This is a genomic window from Xanthobacter sp. 126 (assembly GCF_000526175.1).
GTDB classification, from domain to species: domain Bacteria; phylum Pseudomonadota; class Alphaproteobacteria; order Rhizobiales; family Xanthobacteraceae; genus Xanthobacter; species Xanthobacter aminoxidans.
This window is the reverse complement of the sequence record NZ_JAFO01000001.1, coordinates 2,874,995-2,896,605: the sequence shown is the minus strand read 5'-3', so window position 1 is coordinate 2,896,605 and position 21,611 is coordinate 2,874,995. Positions and strand designations below refer to the sequence as shown.

Genomic DNA, 21,611 nt, shown 5'->3' with positions numbered 1-21,611 from the left:
AAGGCTGCCGCCTGTCCCTGCCGGGGCAGGCGGCGTTTTTGCGCGGGGGCCTATCCTGAGTTCGTACGTCTCGCCGCAAACCCTGCTCCACATCCTCTATCTCGTCGCCATCGTGGCCGAGGCCATGACGGCCGCGCTCGCCGCGGGACGGCGGGAAATGGACTGGGTGGGCGTGTTCCTGCTCGGCTGCGTCACCGCGCTGGGCGGCGGCTCCGTGCGGGACGTGCTGCTCGGCAACTACCCGCTCTCGTGGGTGGCGCACCCCTCCTATCTCATCGTCACCGGCGGGGCGGCGCTGGGCACCGTCTTCCTCGCCCGCGTCATGGACCATCTGCGGCAGGTGTTCCTGTTTCTGGACGCCGTGGGCCTCGTGGTGTTCACCGTCATCGGCTGCAACGTGGCCATCGGGCTCGGCCTGCCCGTCATCGTGGTGATCGCGGCGGGCATGATCACCGGCTGCGTCGGCGGCGTGCTGCGCGACGTGCTGTGCAACGAGGTGCCGCTGCTGTTCCGCGCTGAGCTATATGCGACGGTGTCGATCCTCACGGGGCTGCTCTACGTGGCCGGGCCGCTGGCCGGGCTGCCGCAGCCGCTCACCATGGCCATCGCCATGGCCGCCGGCCTCACCCTGCGCCTGCTGGCCCTGCGCTTCGGCTGGAGCATGCCGAAATTCGTCTACACCAAGGACCTGCATTAGCGCCTGCACGGCGCGAACGTTGCTGCTAGCCTCTGGCTTGGATAGGGCAGGGCGGTTCACATGCGCGGACTGATCGAGCGCGTCTTCCAGCTGGAAGCGCACGGCACCACCATCCCGACCGAGGTGGTGGCGGGCATCACCACGTTTCTCACCATGGCCTATATCGTGGTGGTGAACCCGCAGATCATGGCGCAGGCGGGGATCGACGCGGGGGCGGCCTTCACCGCCACCTGCCTCTCGGCGGCGTTCGGCTCGGCCATGATGGGGATCATCGCGAACTATCCCATCGCCGTCGCGCCGGCCATGGGCATCAATGCCTATTTCACCTTCACCGTGGTGCTGGGCATGGGCGTGCCGTGGCAGCAGGCGCTGGGGGCGGTGTTCATCTCCGGCGTGCTGTTCCTCGCTCTCAGCCTGTTTAGGGTGCGCGAATGGTTGCTCAATTCCATCCCCATGTCGCTGAAGCTCGGCATGGGCACGGGCATCGGCCTGTTCCTCGCGCTCCTGGGCCTCAAGGGCATGGGGGTGGTGGTGGCGAGCCCGGTGACGCTGGTGGCGCTGGGTAACCTTGCCGCCCCGCCCACCTTCATCGCCTGCGGCGGCTTCCTGCTCATGAGCGGCCTTGCGGCGCGGGGCGTGCCGGGGGCGATCCTCATCGGCATCGCGGCGGCGACATTGGCCGGCGTGCCGTTCGGCCTCGTCTCCTTCTCCGGCATCGTCTCGGCTCCGCCCTCGCTGGCGCCGACGCTGCTCCAGCTCGACATCGCCGGCGTGCTGCGGCTGTCCATGACCGGGGTGATCGCGGCGCTGTTCCTGCTCGTGCTCCTGGACAATATGGGCACGCTCATCGCCACCCTCTACAAGGGCGGGCTGATGCGGGAGGACGGGTCCGTGCCGCGCCTCGGCCGGGTGCTCATCGCCGATTCGGGCGGCGCCATCGTCGGCTCGGCGCTCGGCACCTCCACGCTCACCTCCTATATCGAGAGCGCCGCGGGCATCGAGGCGGGCGGGCGCACCGGTCTTACCGCCGTGGTGGTGGCGCTCATGTTCCTCGCCTGCCTGCTCTTTGCACCTCTGGCGCTGGCGGTGCCGGGATACGCGACCGCGCCGGCGCTGCTGGTGGTGGCCCTCGCCATGGTCGGCGCCATGGGCGACCTGCCGTGGGACGATGCAGCCGAGGCCTTCCCCGCCGCGGCCACGGCACTGGCGGTGGTGTTCACCTTCTCCATCGCCACGGGCATCGGCCTCGGCTTCATCACCTATGTGGTGGTGAACCTCATCGCCGGCCGCTGGCGGCGCATCAGCGGCGCGGTGTGGGTGATCGCGATCGCGTCGGCGGTGCTGCTGGCGATCGAATAGGCGGCACGGGAAGGGCTGGCCTTCCCCTGGACCTCAGGCCAGGTGAAGGTTGCGGAAGGAATAGACAGTAGGATCGGCCCCCGCAGGACGGGGGATCTCCGCAAATCCCAGTGCGGTGATCGCCGAGATGACCTCCTCGGGCTGCTTGCCTGCGACCTCGTGGATTTCGATGATGAGGTTGCGGCACCGCCTCAGCGCCGAGCAGTGCCCCATAGCGAAGATGTCGTACTCCGATCCCTCTATATCCATCTTGCAGAGATCGGCCACTTCGTCCGCGTCCAGCGACTGTGCGATCAGGTCGTCGAACGTCATGGCCCCCACGGAGGTGGCGCGAAGCGTTCCGTGCGAGCTATGGCCGGCCGCGCCGGCGAGGGATTCGCCCGTGCTTCCCCGCCCGAGTTCTGCCCTGATGGTCCCGGCCGCGCCGCTCACCGCACGGTTGAACAACTCAAGCTTCGCGTCGAAATTCTGGACGAGATTAAGCTGCATGCGCGCGAACACGCGCGGGTTCATCTCGACGGCGACAATCTTCTTGAATTTAAAGCCCATGTCGGCCAGCAGGAGGGGGAAACCACCCCCGTTGGCGCCGAGATCGATGAGCGTCAATGGGCTCTTGAGCCCCAGCTGCGGTATCAGAAGACGATACATCGGGCTGGTCAGGCACAATCGCGTACCGTTCTCGTCCCCGCCGTGGTGGTCGATGACAAACTCCATGCCGTTTTTGCGGTAGGTGATCATTCCCGTGCCGCGGAACAGCACCCGCGTGGCCACGACTTCCCACCGGTTGTCAAAGGACAGGATGGCGAGAAGCCCAGCCATTGAATTGTGCCACTTGCGAGACAAATCCATGTGCACCATCTCCGACACAGGCCTGCAGCGCAGGCCGGCTTGGCAGCGAATGCGTAAGTAGTCCTGACGGAATTATCCCCGAGCGGATTGAATAGATGGTCGCGCCGCCCCGCGGTTACTCGAATACCAGCCAAGACTGAGCATCGCCGAACAGTCTGAAACTAGCCTGCTGAGTTCGGGTTCGCGATATTTGAATCGAAATTCTCCGCCGATTAGGTCTGATCACTAGATATTTTTGCGTTTTGCAATTCGAATGGCGTGATCTGAACGGCTGTAAACTTAAGTTCTACACAGAATAAGCTTCGGCTTCACAGGGCGTGTTCCTGAATTTGACGTTTGCTGAACGTGCCGCCAAGGCGGCGCTGTCCCGCTCTTCCCTCCGGGCGCCCGATCGTGTAGGAGACCCGCGACCTGCGCGCCGGGGCACCGCTCTGGCGCGAACGTGATGGATTCCATGCAGACGGTTCTCATCGTAATTCACCTGATGGTTGTGCTCGCGCTGATCGGCGTGGTGCTCATCCAGCGCTCGGAAGGCGGCGGCCTCGGCATCGGCGGGGGCGGCGGCGGTTCGGGCGGCGGCTTCTTCACGGCGCGCGGCACGGCCAACGTGCTCACCCGCGCCACCGCGATTCTCGCGCTGATCTTCTTCATCACTTCGCTGTCGCTGACCATCGTGGCCGGCTGGGGTCGCGCCCCGCGCTCCATCCTGCCGCCGGCGCAGCAGAACCAGGGCGGGCCGCAGGTGCCGCAGAGCGGCGGGTCGATTCTCGACCAGCTGCGCCAGCAGGCCCCGCAGGGCGGCGCTCCGCAGGGTACCTCTGCCCCGGCTCCTGCCACTCCGGCTTCTGCCACCCCGGCCGAGCCCGCGGCGCCGTCCGGTCCCCAGGTTCCGCAGTCCAAGTGATCCATTGACGCGACGCGGCTTCGGCCGCGCCGTTTCTTCTCCACAGGCGAGGTGAGGCCGGTCCCGGTTTCGCCCTCGCCGAATCGCGTTTGCATTAGGTAAGGTCGAGGCCCATGGCGCGCTACATCTTCATCACCGGCGGCGTCGTGTCTTCCCTGGGCAAGGGCCTCGCCTCCGCAGCACTCGGCGCTCTTCTCCAGGCGCGCGGATACACCGTCCGCCTGCGCAAGCTCGACCCCTATCTGAACGTCGATCCGGGCACCATGAGCCCGTATCAGCATGGCGAGGTGTTCGTGACCGATGACGGGGCCGAAACGGACCTCGATCTCGGCCACTACGAGCGGTTCACCGGTCATCCGGCGACCAAGCAGGACAACATCACCACCGGCCGTATCTACCAGGACATCCTGGCCAAGGAGCGGCGTGGCGACTATCTCGGCGCCACCATCCAGGTGATTCCCCACGTCACCAACGCGATCAAGGACTTCGTGCTGGAAGGCAACGAGGGCTTCGATTTCGTGCTGATCGAGGTGGGCGGCACGGTGGGCGACATCGAGGGCCTGCCCTTCTTCGAGGCCACCCGCCAGCTCAAGAACGAGCTGCCCCGCGGCCACGCCATCTTCATCCACCTCACCCTGATGCCGTACATCCCCTCGGCCGGTGAGCTGAAGACCAAGCCGACCCAGCATTCGGTGAAGGAGCTGCGCTCCATCGGCATCCAGCCGGACATCCTGCTCTGCCGCACCGACCGCGAGATCCCGCGCGAGGAGCGCCGCAAGCTCTCGCTGTTCTGCAATGTGCGCGAGACGGCGGTGATCGAGGCGCGGGACGTCGACAACATCTACGCCGTGCCCTCCGCCTACCACGCGGAAGGCCTCGACAAGGAAGTGCTGGCCGCCTTCAACATCGAGCCGGCCCCCGCGCCGAATCTGAAGCGCTGGACAGACATCGAGACCCGCGTGCGCAACCCCGAGGGCGAGGTCACCATCGCCATCGTCGGCAAGTACACGGGCCTGAAGGACGCCTACAAGTCGCTGATCGAGGCGCTCGCCCACGGCGGCATCGCCAACAAGGTGAAGGTCAATCTCGACTGGATCGAGAGCGAGACCTTCGAGCGCGAGGACCCCGCGCCCTTCCTGGAGCACGTCCACGGCATCCTCGTGCCCGGCGGCTTCGGCCAGCGCGGCGCCGAGGGCAAGATTCGCGCGGCCCAGTTCGCCCGCGAGCGGCAGGTGCCCTATTTCGGCATCTGCTTCGGCATGCAGATGGCGGTCATCGAGGCGGCGCGGAACCTCGCCGGCATCGAGAAGGCCAATTCCACCGAGTTCGGCGCCACCCCCGAGCCCGTGGTGGGCCTGCTCACCGAATGGCTGCGCGGCAACGAGCTGGAGCGGCGCAACGCCGCCGGCGATCTCGGCGGCACCATGCGGCTTGGCGCCTACCATGCGGTGCTGGAGCCCGAGACCAAGGTGGAAGGCGTCTATGGCCGGCGCGACATCTCCGAGCGCCACCGTCACCGCTACGAGGTGAACACCGCCTATCGCGAGCGTCTGGAGCAGCACGGGCTGAAGTTCTCCGGCATGTCGCCGGACGGGCTGCTGCCGGAGATCGTGGAATATCCGGAGCATCCGTGGTTCATCGGCGTGCAGTTCCATCCGGAGCTGAAGTCGCGGCCGTTCGAGCCGCACCCGCTGTTCGCCTCGTTCATCCGCGCTGCCAAGGATCAGAGCCGGCTCGTCTGAGCCGTTTCTTTGCAATGGCTTAGGGCGCCGTCCCGGGTTTTCTTCCTCCGGGCGGTAGCCACGTCGCGTCAAAACACACTAAGCTCCAGCCGGGCCGCCGGGGGGATGCGCCCGCCAATCAGGCGACGCGCGGCCCCTTGCCGTAGCGTTCCTTCCCATGATTCTGCCGTTGCGGAATGCGCGCCCGATGGGGGCGCAGCATCGGCCCGATGAGAGGAGAAGCCATGCGACGCGGCCTCGACCACGTGGTGCACCTCGTCCGCGATCTCGACGCGGCCGGTGAAATCTATGACCTTCTGGGCTTCACCGTGGGGGCGAGAAACCGGCACCCGTGGGGCACGGAAAACCGCATCATCCAGACGCCGGGCTTCTTCATCGAGCTGCTGCAGATCGCGGAGCCCGACAAGATTCCCGCCGCGCAGGGCGAGGCCTTCTCCTTCGGCGCGTTCAACCAGGATTTCCTCGCCCGCATCGGCGAAGGCCTCTCCATGCTGGTGCTGGAGGGCTCGGACGCAGGGCACGAGAAGGCTGCCTTCGATGCCGATGGCTTCGGCGGCTTCGACATCTTCGATTTCGCCCGCAAGGCGCGCCGGCCGGACGGGCAGGAGGTGGACGTGGGTTTCCGCCTCGCCTTCGCCCGCGATCCTGCGAGCCCGGATTTCGGCGCTTTCGCCTGCACCCAGCTCAATCCCGAGAATTTCTGGTCGCCGGATCTCCAGCGCCATTCCAATCAGGTGACGTCTGTCGCCGGCGTGGTGCTGGTGGCCGATGCGCCGGCCGAGCACCAGGCGTTTCTTGAGACGTTTTCCGGCTGTTCGGTGCAGCGCGCGCTCGATGCCTGGTATGTGGCGCAGACGCCGCGCGGCTCCATCGACGTGATGTCCCGCGAGATGTTCACCGAGCGCTATGGCGTACCCGCGCCGGGGGGACCCGGCCTGCGCCTCGCGGCCATCCGCTTTTCCACCCCCGGTGCGCCGGAACTGCGCCGCTCGCTTGCCGCGCGCCGCATGGTGGAAGAGGCCATCGACGGCATCGTCGTCGTGCCGCCGCGTGCCGCGCTGGGGGCCACGCTGGTGTTTGAGCTGACGCCGGCCTGAGGGTATCAGTTTTACTATCAGGAAAATCATATTACATCGGACCGGGCGGAGCCCTCCGCCCCTCGGCACGGACGACCGTGACCCTCCTTTGTCGCGCGGCGGGGACGACCCCGCCTCTCGTGGTGTCTGCCCATGGCATGGGTCTATCTGTTCATCGCCGGCCTCACCGAAATCGCGTGGGCCATCGGAATGAAGCAATCGGAAGGGTTCACGCGGCTCTGGCCGAGCCTGTTCACACTCGGCACCATCGGGGTGAGCCTGCTGCTTTTGTCCCTCGCGCTCCGGGGCATCCCCATCGGCACGGCCTATGCCGTGTGGGCGGGAATCGGCACGGTGGGCACGGCGGTCGCCGGAATCCTGTTCTTCTCCGAATCGAGCGACCTACTGCGCCTCGCGTCCATCGGACTCATCGCCGCCGGTATCGTCGGCCTCAAGCTGGTCACGCACTGAACGGCCTTCCCGATCGGCCTTTGCGCGGTCCGGCCTGCTCGCAGCGCCGGACCGCGCGCATTCGCGATTTAGCGAAATGGGGAAAATGCTCTATCAAGGGCGCGCTCCGGCCGCGTCGCTCTGTGCAGCGGCCGGAAAGCTGAATTTATTCTGAGGCTTAAGGACGCTTCCGGTCTGCTGGCGGCGTTCCATGAGCCGTTGAGGGATCGCCCATGACCGTCGCACCGCCGCCCGTCGCCCCGCAGAGCATCGTCGAGGCCGGCCCCGTGCGCTTCGGCAATGCCCTGCCGCTGACGCTCATCGCCGGCCCCTGCCAGATGGAGAGCCGCGCCCACGCTCTGGAGGTCGCCGCCGCGCTCAAGGAGATCGCAACGCGTCGCAACATCGGCCTCGTCTTCAAGACCTCCTTCGACAAGGCGAACCGCACCTCCCTTTCCGCCGCCCGCGGCCTCGGGCTTCAGGCGGCGCTGCCGGTGTTCGGCGAGATCAAGGAGAGCCTCGGCCTGCCGGTGCTCACCGACGTGCACGAGATCGACCAATGCGCCGCCGCCGCCGAGGTGGTGGACGTGCTGCAGATTCCCGCCTTCCTGTGCCGCCAGACCGACCTTCTCGTCGCCGCCGCCCGCACGGGCCGGGTGGTGAACGTGAAGAAGGGTCAGTTCCTCGCACCGTGGGACATGGCGAACGTGGTCAACAAGCTCACCGGCGCCGGCAATGGCCGCGTGCTGGTGACGGAGCGGGGCGTCTCCTTCGGCTACAACACGCTTGTTTCCGACATGCGCGGCCTGCCGATCCTCGCCAAGACCACCGGCGCGCCGGTGGTGTTCGACGCCACCCATTCCGTGCAGCAGCCGGGCGGGCAGGGCACCTCCTCCGGCGGGCAGCGCGAGTTCGTGCCGGTTCTGGCCCGCGCGGCGGTGGCCGTGGGCGTCGCGGCGGTGTTCATCGAGACCCATCCTGACCCGGACAAGGCGCCCTCCGATGGGCCGAACATGGTGCCCCTGGCGAAGCTGGAGGCGTTGATTACCACCCTTCAGGCGTTCGACGCGGTTGCGAAAGCAAATCCCGTCACCATCTGAGCGGAACCTTGGCCTTCCTTCCGTGCGGTGCGGCGTGCGGAACAGGGCCGGCCCTGCCTTTTTGCCTGCCTGAAGTTCCGCCTTTCCCCGCCACCTTCCGTGCCGACCCCATGCGCTTGCCTTGACCGAGGTGCCGTGTATGGTCTCGCGCCCCTCCGCTTGAAGAGCTTCCTGATGGCCCGCGACACGCTCGACGCGACCCCGATTTCCGACCGCGGCGAACTCGTCGCCTGGATGGAAGAGGGCGCGAAACCCGAGCGGTCCTTCCGGATCGGCACCGAGCACGAGAAGATCCCCTTCACCATGGGCCGTCACGAGCCCGTGCCCTATGAGGGGCCGAAGGGCATCCGCAAGCTTCTGGAGGGCATGCGCTCCCTGCTCGGCTGGGAGCCGATCATGGAAGGCGAGACCATCATCGGCCTCGCTGATGTCACCGGCGGCGGGGCCATCTCGCTGGAGCCCGGTGGCCAGTTCGAGCTTTCGGGTGCGCCGCTGCGCACCATCCACGAGACCTGCTCGGAACTGAACGCTCACCTCGCGCAGGTGCGCGAAGTGGCGACGCCCCTCGGAATCGGCTTCCTCGCCATCGGCATGAGCCCTAAGTGGTCGCGCTCCGAGACGCCGGTGATGCCCAAGGGCCGCTACAAGATCATGTCCAACTACATGCCGAAGGTGGGCACCCTCGGCCTCGACATGATGTTCCGCACCTGCACCGTGCAGGTGAACCTCGACTTCTCCTCCGAAGCCGACATGGTGAAGAAGATGCGCGTGGGCCTGGCGCTCCAGCCGGTGGCCACCGCCCTCTTCGCCAACTCGCCCTTCACCGAGGGCAAGCCCAACGGCTTCCTCTCCTTCCGCTCTGAGATCTGGCGCGACACCGACAATGCGCGCTCCGGCATGCTGCCCTCCGCCTTCGAGGAGGGATTCGGCTTCGAGCGCTATGTGGACTACGCCCTCGACGTGCCCATGTATTTCGTGAAGCGCGGCGACTATTACGTGGACGTGGCGGGCACCTCGTTCCGCGATCTTCTCGCCGGCCGTCATCCGCTGCTGCCGGGCGAGACGGCAACGCTCTCCGACTGGATCAACCACCTCTCCACCATTTTCCCCGAGGTGCGCCTGAAGCGCTTCCTGGAGATGCGCGGCGCCGACGCCGGCCCCTCCATCAATCTCTGCGCTCTGCCGGCCTTCTGGGTGGGCCTGCTCTATGACCAGCAGAGCCTCGATGCGGCTTGGGATCTGGTGAAGGGCTGGACCGCCGAGGAGCGCCAGACGCTGCGGGACGACGTGCCCCGCCTCGCCCTCAAGGCCGAAATCCGCGGCCGGCCGCTGCGCGAGATCGCGCGGGAAGTCCTCAAGCTGTCGCAGGCCGGCCTCAAGCGGCGCGGCTTCCATGACCGGCTGGGGCGCGACGAAACGCGATTCCTGGAGCCGCTGGAACAGGCGGTGCTCACCGGGCGCGCCCCGGCGGAGGAGCTGCTGGAGCTGTACCACGGGCCGTGGAATGGCTCGGTGGAGCCGGCGTTCGACGCGCTCGCCTACTGATCCAAGACACCGCCGGCATCCCGGCGACGCACTGCGCGGGGCTGCCATGCGCCAAGGTCATGGCTGGGAATCGTCCCGCGCCGGGCCGCTCAGGCGCTGATCTTCCGCCCTTCGCCGTGGCTCAGCTCAGGCTGGTCGCGCGCCCGTCGTGCGTTGCCGGGGGCAGGGTGACCCCATAGGGTGCACCACCCTCCGGATTCCACTCCATGCATGCCCCACCGCCCCGCACCGACGGACCGCTCGGCCCGCGCGAGCTTCTGCTTTACGCGGTCTGCGTGCTCATTTTCGGCACGGGCTGGCTGCCGCTGAAGCTGCAGCTCGGCGTGGTCGCCCCCGAGGTCTCCGGCGTCTGGCGTTTCGCCGTGGCCGGCTCGGTGATGCTGGGCTTCGTGCTCGTCACAGGCGGGCGGCTCGCCTTCGGCTGGCGCGACCATCTGCTGTTCGCCGGGCTCGGCGCGACGCTGTTCTCGCTCAATTTCGTCAGCTTCTACTATGCCGGCTACCACCTGCCCTCGGGGCTGATGTCCGTCATCTTCGCTCTGTCGGCCATCATCATCCCCGTCCTCTCCGCGCTGTTCCTGCGGGTGCCGCTGCGCCGCCAGATCCTCGGCGGCGCGGTGGCGGGCGTGGTGGGGCTTGCGCTGGTGTTCGGCCCCAGCCTTTCGGAAGGCAAGGGCATCGACGGGGCCGGGGAGGGGCTGGCGCTGGGGCTGGCCGGCACCTTCTTCTTCTCGGTCGGCAGCCTGCTCACCGGCGTCGCCGGGCGGCGGCAATATCCCATCGCCTCGCTGACCACCTGGGGCTTCTTCTACGGCATGCTCGTGCTGCTGGGGATTGCCCTCGTCCACGGCGTGCCGTTCCGGTTCGACTGGAGCCCCGTCTATGTGGGCTCCCTCGCCTGCCTCATCATCGTCCAGACGCTGGCGGGCTTTGCCGCCTACAACATGCTGGTGCGGCGCATCGGGGCCAACCGCGCCGGCTACGGCACGGTGGTGTTCCCGCTGGTGGCGCTCGCCATCTCGACCGTGTTCGAGGGCTACCACTGGACGCTGGTCTCCGCCGGCGGCATCGCGCTGGTGCTCGCCGGCGTGCTGCTGGTGCTGCGACCCAACCCGGCCCCGCCGGTGGTGTAAGGGCCTCAGCCCTTCACGATCACCGGCATGCGCGTGGCGGGCGGCGTGTTGCGCGAGCGCTGGGTGCGCACGATGCCGTCGATGATGGTCATGCACACGCCCGGTAGGTCGCCGAGGCGCACGCTGTCCAGCAGCGTGGTGCCGGGCGAGTGCTGCGCCTTGTCCATCAGCACGAAATCCGCCGCGCGCCCCACCTCGATCAGGCCGGAATCGAGCGCCCGCATCCGCGCCGTGTTGCCTGTGGCGAGGCAGAAGGCCTCTTCCGCCGGAAGTTCGCCGAGGGAGGAGAGCATGGATACCATGCGCAGGATGCCGAGCGGCTGCACGCCGGAGCCGGCAGGCCCATCCGTGCCGAGGATGACGCGCTGGAGCTCGCCCAGCTCGCGGGCGAGGCGCAGCGTGTAGAGGGCCGAGCGCTCGTTGCCGTTATGGACGATCTCCAGCCCGCGCTTGCAGCCCTCGCAGATGCAGCGGATCTGGTTGTCGGGCAGCGCGGTGTGGCCGCCATTGATGTGGCCCACCACGTCCGTGTCCGCTTCCAGCACCACGTCCTTGTCGATGAGGCCGGAGCCGGGGATGGAGGGGCCGCCCGTGTGGATGGTGGACTGGATGCCGTACTTGCGGGCCCACCCCACCATCTTGCGGGCGGTGGGGCCATCCTTCACGCCGCCGAGCCCGACCTCGCCGAGCAGCTTCACGCCGGCGGCGGCCAACTCCTTGAAATCGTCCTCCACCATCTCGTTCTCGATGACCGGCGCGCCGGCATGCACTTTCACGCCGGAGGGGCGAAAGGCGGAAAAGGCACGCTGGGCGGTGATGGCGAGGGCCTTCACCCCCACCACATCGCGGGCGCGGCCGGGATAATGCACCTCGCCGGCCGAGATCATGGTGGTGACGCCGCCGTGGAGGGAGGAATCGATCCAGTTGATCTGGCTCTGGCGGGGCGTCCAGTCGCCGGCCACGGGGTGGACGTGGCTGTCGATGAGGCCGGGGGTGAGGGTGGTGCCGTTGGCGTCGATGAGGGTGGTCGCGCCCTCGGTGTCCACGTCCTTCTCGCGGCCGATGGCGGTGATGCGACCGTCCAGCGCCACCACCGTGTCGGCGTCCAGAATGGGCTTTGTGAGGTCGCCGCTGAGGAGCAGGCCGATGTTGCGGATCACCAGCTTGGTGGGGCCGGCGGGACCGGTTGGCGCGTCGTGGGCCATGCTCTCGTCTCCGGAGGCGGCGCGGCGACGCGCGCCTTTCTGTTTGTAGGCATATGAAGTTTACGCCCGCGACGGGCCTCTGAAAACCGGGCGCGGGGCGGATTTCACCGCTCGGCGAAGGCCTTTTCGATCACGAAATGGCCCGGCTCGCTGCCCGAGCCCTCGGCGAAGCCGCGGGATTCCAGCAGCGTCTTGAGGTCCACCATCATGGCCGGCGAGCCGCAGATCATCACCCGGTCGACAGCGGCATCCAGCGGCGGCAGGCCCACGTCGGCGCAGAGCTTGCCGCTCTCCAGCAGGGTGGAGATGCGCCCCGTATTGCGGAAGGGTTCGCGGGTCACGGTCGGGTAATAGAGGAGCTTGGCGGCGATCTCCTCGCCGAGGAATTCGTGGGCCGGCAGCTCCTGTGTGATGAGCTCCTCATAGGCGAGGTCGGCCACATTCCGGCAGCCGTGCACCAGCACCACCTTCTCGAAGCGCTCGTAGGTCTCCGGATCGCGGATCACCGAGAGGAAGGGCGCGAGGCCCGTGCCCGTGCCGAGCAGATAGAGGTTCTTGCCGGGAAGCAAATTGTCCATCACCAGCGTGCCGGTGGCCTTGCGGCCGACCGTGATGGCATCGCCCACCTGGATGTGCTGGAGGCGGGAGGTGAGGGGGCCGTTCGGCACCTTGATGGAGAAGAATTCCAGCGTCTCCGCCCAGGCCGGGCTCACCACCGAATAGGCGCGCAGCAGCGGACGGCCGTCCACCTTCAGGCCGATCATGGTGAATTCGCCGGTGCGGAAGCGGAAGCCGGGATCGCGGGTGGTGGTGAAGCTGAACAGGCGGTCGGTCCAGTGGTGGACGCTCAGCACCTGCTCCTCGAAGAAATTGCTCATGGTGGTCTCGGGGAGGTTCTAGAGGCTGGCAGGATCGGCGGAGAGGAGGACGCGCTTGTCCGGCGTGTCCTTCCAGGCATCGGCGTCGGCCGGCGGCGCGCCCTTTTCGGTGATGTTGGGCCACACTGCCGCATATTCGGCATTGAGCGCGGTCCATTCGGCGGCGCGCGGGTCGCTGTCCGGGAAGATGGCCGCCGCCGGGCATTCCGGCTCGCAGACGCCGCAGTCGATGCACTCGTCCGGGTGGATCACCAGCATGTTCGCGCCGGCATAGAAGCAATCCACCGGGCATACCGCGACGCAATCCATGTAGGTGCAGCGGATGCAGCCTTCGGTGACGACATAGGCCATGGGAACGCCCTCGGCATATTGTTTGTGTACAAATGAAAATAGAGTCGGGCCGCGAAGGCTGTCAACGGCTTGTCACGGGCAGGATGCGGCTCTTTTGGGCAGCGGGGCGGGATATTTTGGGCAGGGGGAGGGGCATCCGGCTCCGACGACCTCGCTCGTCGTCTCCGTCATCCCCCGGCTTGTCCGGGGGATCCACCGTGGGACGGGTCGGTCCTTCAGGTCAGGCACCGTGCGTGTGGCGAAGTGGATGCCCCGGATGAACCGGGGCATGACGGCTAAAGAGCCAAGAGCGGGCTCACACGGATGGTGCCCTACTCTAATGCGTAGGTGCCGCCCTCAGCCGGGCCACCGTCCCCTCAAGCCCCTCCCACGCCGGTGCATCCGGGGCGAATTTGGCGCGCATGTAGCGCACGAGGTCGGCCACCTGTGCATCGTCGAGGCTGTCGCGGAATGCGGGCATGTCGCCCAGCTCCGGGGCGGCGGGCTTCGGGATGCCTTCGAGGATAACGCGGATGAGGTTGTCCGGCTGCGCCGCATGCACATTGGTGTTGAGGGCCAGCGCCGGCCGCGCGCCGAACAAGGTCGGCCCCTCCGGCGCATGGCAGGCGGCGCAGGCACCGGCGAACAGGCGACCGCCCACCGTGTCCATGGGGCGGAGCGAGGCTTCGGCCTTCGCCTCCAGCGTCGCCGCCGCCGCGACCGGGTCGGCGATGGCGGGGCCGGAGAGCGAAGCGAGATAGACCGCCATGGCGCGCACGTCGGCGTCCGGCGCCTCGGACAGCGCATGCACCACCGGCGCCATGGGGCCGGCGGCGGTGCCGTGGAAGCGGGAGAAGCCGGTGCGCAGATAGGTGAAGAGTTCGTCCTCGGTCCACGGAATGGGCGCCTTGGACAGTCCCGTGAGCGCCGGCGCCTCCCACCCGTCCGCGAAGCCGCCGGCAAGGTAGGCCGCGCCGCCCTTCTCCGCGCCCAGCGCATTGCGCGGCGTATGGCAGGCGCCGCAATGGCCGAGGCCTTCCACGAGGTAGCGCCCGCGATTCCATTGCGGAGACTGGGCCGGCTCCGCCTGAAGCTGGCCGGGGCGGTGGAACAGGAAGTTCCAGCCGGCCATCAGCGGGCGGATGTTGAAGGGGAAGGTCATCCGGTTTTCGGGCGGGGCCGCCGTCACCGCGGGCTGGGACATGAGGAAAGCGTAGAGCGCCTGCATGTCGGCATCGCTGATGCGGCTGAAGGCGGTGTAGGGGAAAGCCGGATAGAGGTGCCGCCCGTCCCGCCCGATGCCCTCGCGCATGGCGCGCTCGAAGGCGGCATAGGACCATGCGCCGATGCCCGTCTCCACATCCGGCGTGAGATTGGTGGAATAGACCGTGCCGAACGGCGTGTGCAGCGGCCGTCCGCCGGCATTGGCGATGCCGCCGTCCGCCGTATGGCACACCGCGCAATCCCCCAGCGCAGCCAGCGCCTTGCCGCGCGCGATCATGTCGGCGGAGAAAGCCGAAGGATCGGGCGGGGCGATGGGCGCGATGGCGCCGCGAATGGGCAGCGCCAGCGTCGCCATGCCGAGCGCACCGGCGAGCGCGGCGCCCGCCATGGCGAGCCACGGCTTGCGCGTCTTCTCCTTCACCGGGCGGGGCGGCGCCTCGCCGGCGAGGGCCGCGCGCACGCGGTCCGGCGTGAAGGGTGGCTCGCGCAGGCGCACGCCGGTGGCGTCGAAGATGGCATTGGCGATGGCCGCCGCGCTGGGCACCGAGGCGGATTCGCCCGAGCCCAAAGGCGGATCGTCCGGCCGGGGCATCAGCACCACGTCGATGACGGGCACTTCCGGGAAGGTGAGGATGGGGTAGGCGCCCCATTCCCGGCTTGTCACCGCCTGTTCGTCGAACGTCACCTGCTCCTTGAGCGCGCGGGAGGTGGACTGGATGACGTTGCCGTGGATTTGGTGCTCGATGCCGGCCGGGTTGATCATCAGCCCGGAATCCTGGCCCACCGTGACGCGCTTCACCGCCACGTCGCCGGTCGCGGTGTTCACCTCCACATCCGCCACCCAGGCGGACCAGGCGGCGCCGTAGCCGGGGAATTTGGAGTGGACATAGAGGGCATAGGCGAAGCCCTGCCCGCGCACGATGTCGCCTTCCACCACCTCCTGCCGCGGTCCGGTGCGCTTCTGCCAGCCGGCGCGCTCGGCGGTGACCTTCACCAGGTCCACGGCGCGCGGGTCGTGGAGATGGCGCAGGCGATAATCCACCGGGTCCACGCCGGCGGCGGCGGCCAGCTCGTCCACATAGCTCTCGTGGGCGAAGCTGTTGGGCAAAGCCGAGACGCCGCGCAGCCAGGAGGCGCGCACGATGGGCGCCACATCGTCCACCGCCACGCGCATCACGTCATAGGCATAGGGCGGGATCGCCGTGCGGTCGCCCATCTCGTAGACGGGATTGTCCGCCGGCACCCGCCCCGTGAGCAGCAGCGCCAGCGTGACGGCGGCGTTGGAGGGGTAGCGGGTGAGGAAGTCGTAGAAAGCGGGCGTGCCATCGGCATTGATGCCGCCCTTCACCTCCATGAGCTGGCCGGCGCCCTTGGGCTCCCAGGCGTGCTCCTGCTCGCGGGTGAGCTGCACCCGCACCGGCCGGCCCACGGCGCGGGAGAGCAAGGCGGCGTCGGCCGCCACATCGTCCGCGCAGTTGCGGCCATAGCAGCCGGCCGCCTCGAAGCGGACGATCTCGATGTCCTCCTCGGGCAGGCCGAGCAGAAGGGAGATGTCAGTGCGCAGCCAGTAGGGATTCTGCGTGCCTGCCCAGATGGTCGCGCTGTCCTCGCGCACGTCGGCGACGGCGCAGGAGGGGCCGATGGAAGCGTGCATCTGGTAGGGCCAGACATAGGTCGCCTCCAGCACCTGCGCGGCGTCCGCGCGGGCGGTGTCGAGGCTGCCCTGCTCGTGGAGGAGGCGGGTCTTGGCCTTCTCGGCGCCGCGGAGGGCCTCCTCGGTGCGGGAGAGGTCGGGGAGGGCAGGGGTGTCGCGCCATTCGGCCTTCAGCACGCGGGCGGCCTCGGCGGCCTGTTCTTCGCGCTCGGCGACGACGCCGATGAAGTCGCCCATGGTGACGACCGCCACAACCCCCGGAATATGGGCGACGGAGTGCTCGTCGACCCGGATCAGGCTCTTGCCCACGAACGGGCCGGCATCGATGCCGGCATAGGGCGGGCGCACCACGCGGCCGTGCAACATGCCCGGCACGCGCACGTCGTGGACATAGGTGAAGGTGCCCGTGGCCTTGGCGGGGATGTCCACCCGCGGCACGCGGCGCCCGACGATGCGGTGTTCGCTCGCCGGCTTCACCGCCGTTTCCTGATGCAGCATCAGACGGTCGGCGCGGCCCTTGAGCAGGTCGGCATAGGAGAGGCCGGTGTTGCGGCCGTCCCTGGGGCGGACGATGCCCTCCTCGACCTCCAGCTCATCCGCTGGAACGCCCAGAGCCTCAGCGGCGAGCGCCACCAGATGGGCGCGGGCCTGCGCCGCCGCGTGGCGCAGCGGGCGGGCGGAGACCTGGATGGAATCGGAGGCGATGGTGCCGCCCTGGTTGGGCGCGACGCCGGTGTGGCCGAGCACCATGGTGACGCGATCGAGCGCCACATCCAGCTCCTCGGCGACGATCTGGGCCAGCGCCGTGCGGATGCCGGTGCCGAGGTCCACATGGCCGTTGAAGGCGCTAACGGCGCCTTGGTCGTCCACCAGCAGGAACAGGTCGAGCGCGCCCTCCTTCGGCACGGCGCTGGGCACGAGGCCGTGCACCACCTGCGCCGGGCGCAGGATGGCGAGATTGCCGGAGGCGGCGAGAAGCGCCACGGGATCGGGACGCGGCTCGCTCACGACTGCGCCTCCGCTTCACCCGTGACGGCGGCGGCCCGCAGCACGGCGCGCAGGATCTCCACATGCGTCCCGCAGCGGCACAGATTGTAGCGCAGCGCCGCGCGGGCCTCGGCCTCGGTGGGGGAGGGGGTGCGCGCGAGGAAAGCGACCGTGGTCATGATCATGCCGTTGAGACAATAGCCGCACTGGGCCGCCTGCTCGGCGATGAAGGCGGCCTGCACCGGGTGCAGCGTGCCCTGCGTCGCGAGCCCCTCCAGCGTCGTCACCGCGCGCCCCTCGGCCGTGCCCAGCGTGGTGACGCACGAGCGTGTGGCGCGGCCGTCCATCAGGACCGTGCAGGCGCCGCACTCCCCGAGGCCGCAGCCGAACTTGGGGCCGTTCAGCCCGAGATCGTTGCGGAGCACGTAGATCAGCGGCGTCTCGCGCGGCAGCGCGAAGGCGTGGGTTTCGCCGTTGACCTGGAGTAGGATGGGGGCGGACATCTCGAAGGGACCGCTCAGCCTTTGCCGCAAGAAACCGGGACCGGGACCGGCCCGCCACAGAGTGGATTGTTTCTATACTAATGATCGAGCGTCAAGCGCGGGGGACGCTCAAAACGCAGGCTCCCGGCGGCTGCCCGAAGCGCGGAGACGGCGGGAAAATGCTGCAAGTGCAAAACAATGGAAGTAATGCTGCCTCTTCGTGCGGCCTGCCCGTTCCTTGTGCTTGACACTCGGGGCTGTCCCGATTTTCATTAGTGTACATATGAAATCGGATGCCCCCGCTGCGGGGCCGGAGCCGGGGTTCCATGGCCGAAGAGTCCACCATCACCGCCCGCGCCGAGGATGACAAGATCCGCTGCGATGCGTGCCCGGTCATGTGCTACATCCGGCCCGGTCTCACCGGCGCCTGCGACCGCTACGCCAACCGCGACGGCGAGCTGATCCGCGTCGATCCCCACATCGTGCTCGATCGCACGCTGGCGCAGGGCGGCAAGGTGGTGCCCTTCGATCGCGGCGGCGACTGGGACGGCCGGCTGGTGGCCGGCGGCGAAGCCTTCGTCACCGCCGTGGGCTCCGGCACCACCTATCCCGACTACAAGCCGGCTCCCTTCATCGTCTCCGCCGAGGTGAACGGCGTGGACATGGTGACGGTCGTCACCGAAGGCATCTTCAGCTACGCCGGCGCCAAGGTGAAGATCGACACCGACCGCTTCATCGGCCCCGAGCAGGCGGCGGTGCGGGTGGACGGCGAGGCGGTGGGCCATGTCACCACTTCGGAATACGGCTCGCAGATGCTGTCGCTCGGCGGCGTGCATCACTTGACCGGCGGTTCAAAGAAGGAAGGCCGCGTCACCTGTGAGGCGCTGCTGGAGCTGTGCAACGGCAAGGCCGTGGAACTCGCCATCGACGGGGGCGCCACCCTCGTGGTGCAGGCCGGCAAGGCACCCATCGTCAACGGCGCGGCAGAGGCGCGGATGCGGGTGGGCTGCGGCTCCGCCACCATCGGCATGTTCGCCAAGCAGTGGCACGGCAAGGTGGACGAGGTGGTGGTGGTGGACGACCACATCACCGGCGTCCTCTCCGAGCATCAGGCCGGCAAGCTGCTGGGCATCCGCGACACCGGCATCCGCATGAAGGGTCGCCGCTCCACCCCCGGCCGCTACTTCCAGGTGGCCGAGCCAGGCCTCGGCTGGGGCGGCACCAACATTTCCGATCCGCTATCCATCCTCGGCGCATTCGACCCCAAGACGGCGTGGCCGGGCCTGCGTCTGCTCCTCGTCTCCACCACCGGCGAGCATTACGGCTATTACGTTCTCGACGAGCATCTGGTGCCCGTGGAGACCGAGGTCCCTGCCGATCTCTATCCCTCGGTGGAACGCATCCGCGAGAATTGCGAGCCGGCGCTCTCCTCCGTACTGTTCATGGCCGGGGCCGGTGGTTCGCTGCGCGCGGGGGTGACGGAAAATCCGGTGCGGCTCACCCGCTCGGTGAAGGATTCCATCACCCGCGTCACCTGCGGCGGCGCGCCGGTCTATGTCTGGCCGGGCGGCGGCATCACCTTCATGGTGGATGTCACCCGCGTCCCGGAGAACGGCTTCGGCTATGTGCCGACCCCGGCGCTGGTGGCGCCCATCGAGTTCACCCTGCCGCTCGCCGCCTATGCCGCGCTCGGCGGCCACATGGACCATGTGCGCCCCGCTGCCTCGGTGATCGAGCGCGAGGCGGTGCGCGAGATGGCGCCCTTCTCCGATATTCCGTGGCCGCTCTCGGCCCGGTCGCAGGGCTGAAATGATGCTGCGCCCCGCCGACATCCCCGCTCCAGCGCCCCGCGTCGCGACGCCCGCGATGCCGGTGCAGCGGCGCCTGCCGCAGGCGGGGCTGCTGGCGGACGGGCGTCGGCTGCATCTCAATGACGGCCCCATCGATCTCGTGATCGAGGCCGACGGCCCGGCCGACGTGGTGGCCACCGCCTATCGCGCGGCGACCGAACGCCTCGCCGGCCTTCTGGACACGTTGTGCGGCGAGCTTTCCCTGCTCCGCCGGCCGGCCCATCCCGGGTCCTGCCCCCTTCAGGGCCCGGTGGCGCGTCGCATGTGGGCGGCGGTGTCGCCCCATGCGCGCGCCGGTTTCATCACCCCCATGGCGGCGGTCGCCGGGGCGGTCGCGGAAGAAGTGCTCGCCGCCATGGTGCGGCCGGGGCTTAACCGCGCCTTCGTCAACAACGGCGGCGACATCGCCCTCTATCTCGCGCCCGGCAACGAGCTGGTGGCGGGCATCGTGGACCGGCCGGACCGGCCGCGCGTGGTCGGTTCCGCCCGCATCACGGCGGATGGCCTGGTGCGCGGCATCGCTACCTCGGGCTGGCGCGGGCGAAGCTTTTCCCTCGGCATCGCCGATGCCGTGACCGTATTGGCGCCTACCGCTGCGGCGGCGGATGCGGCGGCGACCGTCATCGCCAATGCGGTGAACCTGCCGGGCCATCCCGGCATCGTCCGCGTCCCGGCGCGCGAGGTGCTGCCCGACAGCGACCTCGGCCTGCTGAAAGTGACGCGCCACGTGCCTGAACTGACGCCCGCCGAGCGGGACGAGGCTCTGGCCGAAGGCCTCGCCTGCGCTGGCGCGCTGGTGGCGCGCGGGCTCATCACCGCCGTCGCGCTGCACCTGCAGGGCGCCAGCGTCTCCACCTGTCCGGTGGGGGATGCACCCCTGTCATCCCGTCCGATTTCCCTTGCCGCAGAACAAGAAAGAGGCGTCGCCCATGCCTGAGGTCAAGATCCGCAAGCAGGTCCGCATTCTGGAGGAGATCTTCCACGAGGGCGGCCCCGCCGCCGCCGCCCCGCGCAAGCGCGGCGCCATCGTGACGGTGATCGAGAACCCCTTCGCCGGCCGCTATGTGGAAGACATCGCCGGCTTCATGGAAGACCTGAAGCCGCTGGGCGCCGCCATGGCCAAGGAACTGCTGGCGGCCCTCGGCGGCGACGCCAAGGCCATCGACGGCTACGGCAAGGGCGCCATCGTCGGCGCCGCCGGCGAGATCGAGCACGGCGCGCTCTGGCACGTGCCGGGCGGCTACGCCATGCGCGAGGCGCTGGGCGATGCCAAGGCCATCGTACCCTCCACCAAGAAGGTGGGCGGGCCGGGCACGCGGCTCGACGTGCCGGTGACCCATGTGAACGCCTCCTACGTACGCTCGCATTTCGACGCCATGGAAGTGGGCGTGTCCGATGCCCCCAAGGCCGACGAGATCGCCCTCGTGCTGGTCATGACCTGCGGCCCGCGCGTCCATGCCCGCGTCGGCGGCCTCGCGGCGGAGGCCATCAAGGGCGAGGATGGCCTGCGATGAGCGCGAACATCCGCAAGATCGTCACCATCGTCGAGGAGACGCGGACCGAGATGGGCCGCCCCGTCTCCCCGCCCACCCGGCGCGCGGCGGCCATCGCGGTGATCGAGAATCCGTTCGCCGGCCGCTATGTGGAAGACCTGTCCGACCTCATCGCCATGGGCGAGGAGCTGGGTGGGCTTCTGACGAAGAAGGCGGTGGAGGCCCTCGGCATCGAGGGGCCTTCCGCCGAGAGCTACGGCAAGGCGGCGCTGGTGGGCGAGAATGGCGAGCTGGAGCACGCCGCCGCCCTTCTGCACCCCAAGATGGGGGCGCCGGTGCGCGCGGTACTCGGCAAGGGCGCGGCGCTCATCCCCTCGTCCAAGCGGCGGGGCGGCCTCGGGGCGGATCTGGACATTCCGCTGGGCCACAAGGATGCGGCCTTCGTGCGCAGCCATTTCGACGGCATGATCGTCAGCGTGTCGGATGCTCCGCGCGCCAACGAGATCGTGGTTGCCGTGGCGGTCACGGATTCCGGACGGCCGCTGCCGCGCGTCGGCGGGCTGAAGAAGGACGAGATCAAGGGCGAGGACGGGCTGAGATAGGCCACGCCCCGCGCGCGGACGGTTCATGGGACATCATAAAAGGGGAATGGA

At 68.5% G+C, this 21,611-nt stretch carries 19 protein-coding genes; 13 read left to right on the top strand and 6 right to left on the bottom strand.

Translation table 11 applies throughout. From position 1 onward, the window contains the following. The first annotated feature begins 55 nt into the window (after positions 1-55). Positions 56-697 (top strand): trimeric intracellular cation channel family protein, encoded by a 642-nt coding sequence (locus XAN126_RS0113825; RefSeq protein WP_038226243.1) that lies wholly within the window; start codon positions 56-58, stop codon positions 695-697. A gap of 60 nt (positions 698-757) precedes the next feature. Further along, positions 758-2,056 carry an NCS2 family permease gene (locus XAN126_RS0113820; RefSeq protein ID WP_197024040.1) on the top strand — a complete coding sequence of 433 codons (1,299 nt, stop codon included), beginning with the start codon at positions 758-760 and terminating at the stop codon, positions 2,054-2,056. 33 nt (positions 2,057-2,089) lie between these two features. Here the strand turns inward: XAN126_RS0113820 and XAN126_RS0113815 are convergent, their stop codons facing one another. Beyond that, on the bottom strand, positions 2,090-2,905 hold the full coding sequence (locus tag XAN126_RS0113815) for an FkbM family methyltransferase (protein WP_197024039.1): 816 nt from the start codon (positions 2,903-2,905) through the stop codon (positions 2,090-2,092). A 454-nt stretch (positions 2,906-3,359) separates the two neighbouring features. Between XAN126_RS0113815 and secG the strand changes: the two genes are divergently transcribed. The 7 genes from secG (at position 3,360) to XAN126_RS0113780 (ending at position 10,855) form a co-directional block, all read left to right on the top strand. Then, positions 3,360-3,809, top strand: coding sequence for a preprotein translocase subunit SecG (secG, locus tag XAN126_RS0113810; RefSeq protein WP_024279178.1), 450 nt, complete (start codon positions 3,360-3,362; stop codon positions 3,807-3,809). Between the two features lie 113 nt (positions 3,810-3,922). After that, positions 3,923-5,551 carry a CTP synthase gene (locus XAN126_RS0113805; protein ID WP_024279177.1) on the top strand — a complete coding sequence of 543 codons (1,629 nt, stop codon included), beginning with the start codon at positions 3,923-3,925 and terminating at the stop codon, positions 5,549-5,551. 224 nt (positions 5,552-5,775) lie between these two features. Next, on the top strand, positions 5,776-6,648 hold the full coding sequence (locus XAN126_RS0113800; protein WP_024279176.1) for a VOC family protein: 873 nt from the start codon (positions 5,776-5,778) through the stop codon (positions 6,646-6,648). A 132-nt stretch (positions 6,649-6,780) separates the two neighbouring features. Then, positions 6,781-7,098 (top strand): quaternary ammonium compound efflux SMR transporter SugE, encoded by a 318-nt coding sequence (gene sugE, locus XAN126_RS0113795; RefSeq protein WP_024279175.1) that lies wholly within the window; start codon positions 6,781-6,783, stop codon positions 7,096-7,098. A 212-nt stretch (positions 7,099-7,310) separates the two neighbouring features. After that, positions 7,311-8,177 carry a 3-deoxy-8-phosphooctulonate synthase gene (gene kdsA, locus XAN126_RS0113790; protein ID WP_024279174.1) on the top strand — a complete coding sequence of 289 codons (867 nt, stop codon included), beginning with the start codon at positions 7,311-7,313 and terminating at the stop codon, positions 8,175-8,177. 174 nt (positions 8,178-8,351) lie between these two features. Further along, positions 8,352-9,722, top strand: a complete 1,371-nt coding sequence (locus tag XAN126_RS0113785; protein ID WP_024279173.1) for a glutamate--cysteine ligase — start codon at positions 8,352-8,354, stop codon at positions 9,720-9,722. Between the two features lie 206 nt (positions 9,723-9,928). After that, the gene (locus XAN126_RS0113780; RefSeq protein WP_024279172.1) at positions 9,929-10,855 is read left to right on the top strand and encodes a DMT family transporter; all 927 of its coding nucleotides are present in this window, start codon (positions 9,929-9,931) and stop codon (positions 10,853-10,855) included. 5 nt (positions 10,856-10,860) lie between these two features. On the opposite strand, the gene XAN126_RS0113775 is transcribed toward XAN126_RS0113780, so the two are convergent. The 5 genes from XAN126_RS0113775 to XAN126_RS0113755 form a co-directional block, all read right to left on the bottom strand. Then, positions 10,861-12,060, bottom strand: coding sequence for an amidohydrolase family protein (locus XAN126_RS0113775; RefSeq protein WP_024279171.1), 1,200 nt, complete (start codon positions 12,058-12,060; stop codon positions 10,861-10,863). Positions 12,061-12,164: 104 nt separating this feature from the next. Next, positions 12,165-12,938: a ferredoxin--NADP reductase gene (locus XAN126_RS0113770; protein WP_024279170.1), complete on the bottom strand. Its 774-nt coding sequence runs from the start codon at positions 12,936-12,938 to the stop codon at positions 12,165-12,167. A gap of 18 nt (positions 12,939-12,956) precedes the next feature. Next, on the bottom strand, positions 12,957-13,289 hold the full coding sequence (gene fdxA / locus XAN126_RS0113765) for a ferredoxin FdxA (protein ID WP_024279169.1): 333 nt from the start codon (positions 13,287-13,289) through the stop codon (positions 12,957-12,959). Positions 13,290-13,605: 316 nt separating this feature from the next. Beyond that, the gene (locus XAN126_RS0113760; RefSeq protein ID WP_024279168.1) at positions 13,606-17,154 is read right to left on the bottom strand and encodes a molybdopterin cofactor-binding domain-containing protein; all 3,549 of its coding nucleotides are present in this window, start codon (positions 17,152-17,154) and stop codon (positions 13,606-13,608) included. After that, complete coding sequence (locus XAN126_RS0113755; RefSeq protein ID WP_024279167.1) at positions 17,151-17,636, bottom strand: (2Fe-2S)-binding protein; 486 nt, start codon at positions 17,634-17,636, stop codon at positions 17,151-17,153. Before XAN126_RS0113755 ends, XAN126_RS0113760 begins: the two co-directional genes overlap by 4 nt. 305 nt (positions 17,637-17,941) lie before the next feature. Here XAN126_RS0113755 and XAN126_RS0113750 point away from each other — a divergent pair, with 305 nt between their 5' ends. The 4 genes from XAN126_RS0113750 to XAN126_RS0113735 are packed head-to-tail and all read left to right on the top strand — an operon-like array spanning position 17,942 to position 21,560. Further along, positions 17,942-19,423 carry a 6-hydroxynicotinate reductase gene (locus tag XAN126_RS0113750; protein ID WP_024279166.1) on the top strand — a complete coding sequence of 494 codons (1,482 nt, stop codon included), beginning with the start codon at positions 17,942-17,944 and terminating at the stop codon, positions 19,421-19,423. A 58-nt stretch (positions 19,424-19,481) separates the two neighbouring features. Next, complete coding sequence (locus XAN126_RS0113745) at positions 19,482-20,402, top strand: UPF0280 family protein (protein ID WP_038226238.1); 921 nt, start codon at positions 19,482-19,484, stop codon at positions 20,400-20,402. Next, positions 20,395-20,979: an amino acid synthesis family protein gene (locus XAN126_RS0113740; RefSeq protein WP_024279164.1), complete on the top strand. Its 585-nt coding sequence runs from the start codon at positions 20,395-20,397 to the stop codon at positions 20,977-20,979. The genes XAN126_RS0113745 and XAN126_RS0113740 overlap by 8 nt, the downstream gene beginning before the upstream one ends. Beyond that, the gene (locus XAN126_RS0113735; protein WP_024279163.1) at positions 20,976-21,560 is read left to right on the top strand and encodes an amino acid synthesis family protein; all 585 of its coding nucleotides are present in this window, start codon (positions 20,976-20,978) and stop codon (positions 21,558-21,560) included. The genes XAN126_RS0113740 and XAN126_RS0113735 overlap by 4 nt, the downstream gene beginning before the upstream one ends. The last annotated feature ends 51 nt before the right edge of the window (positions 21,561-21,611 follow it).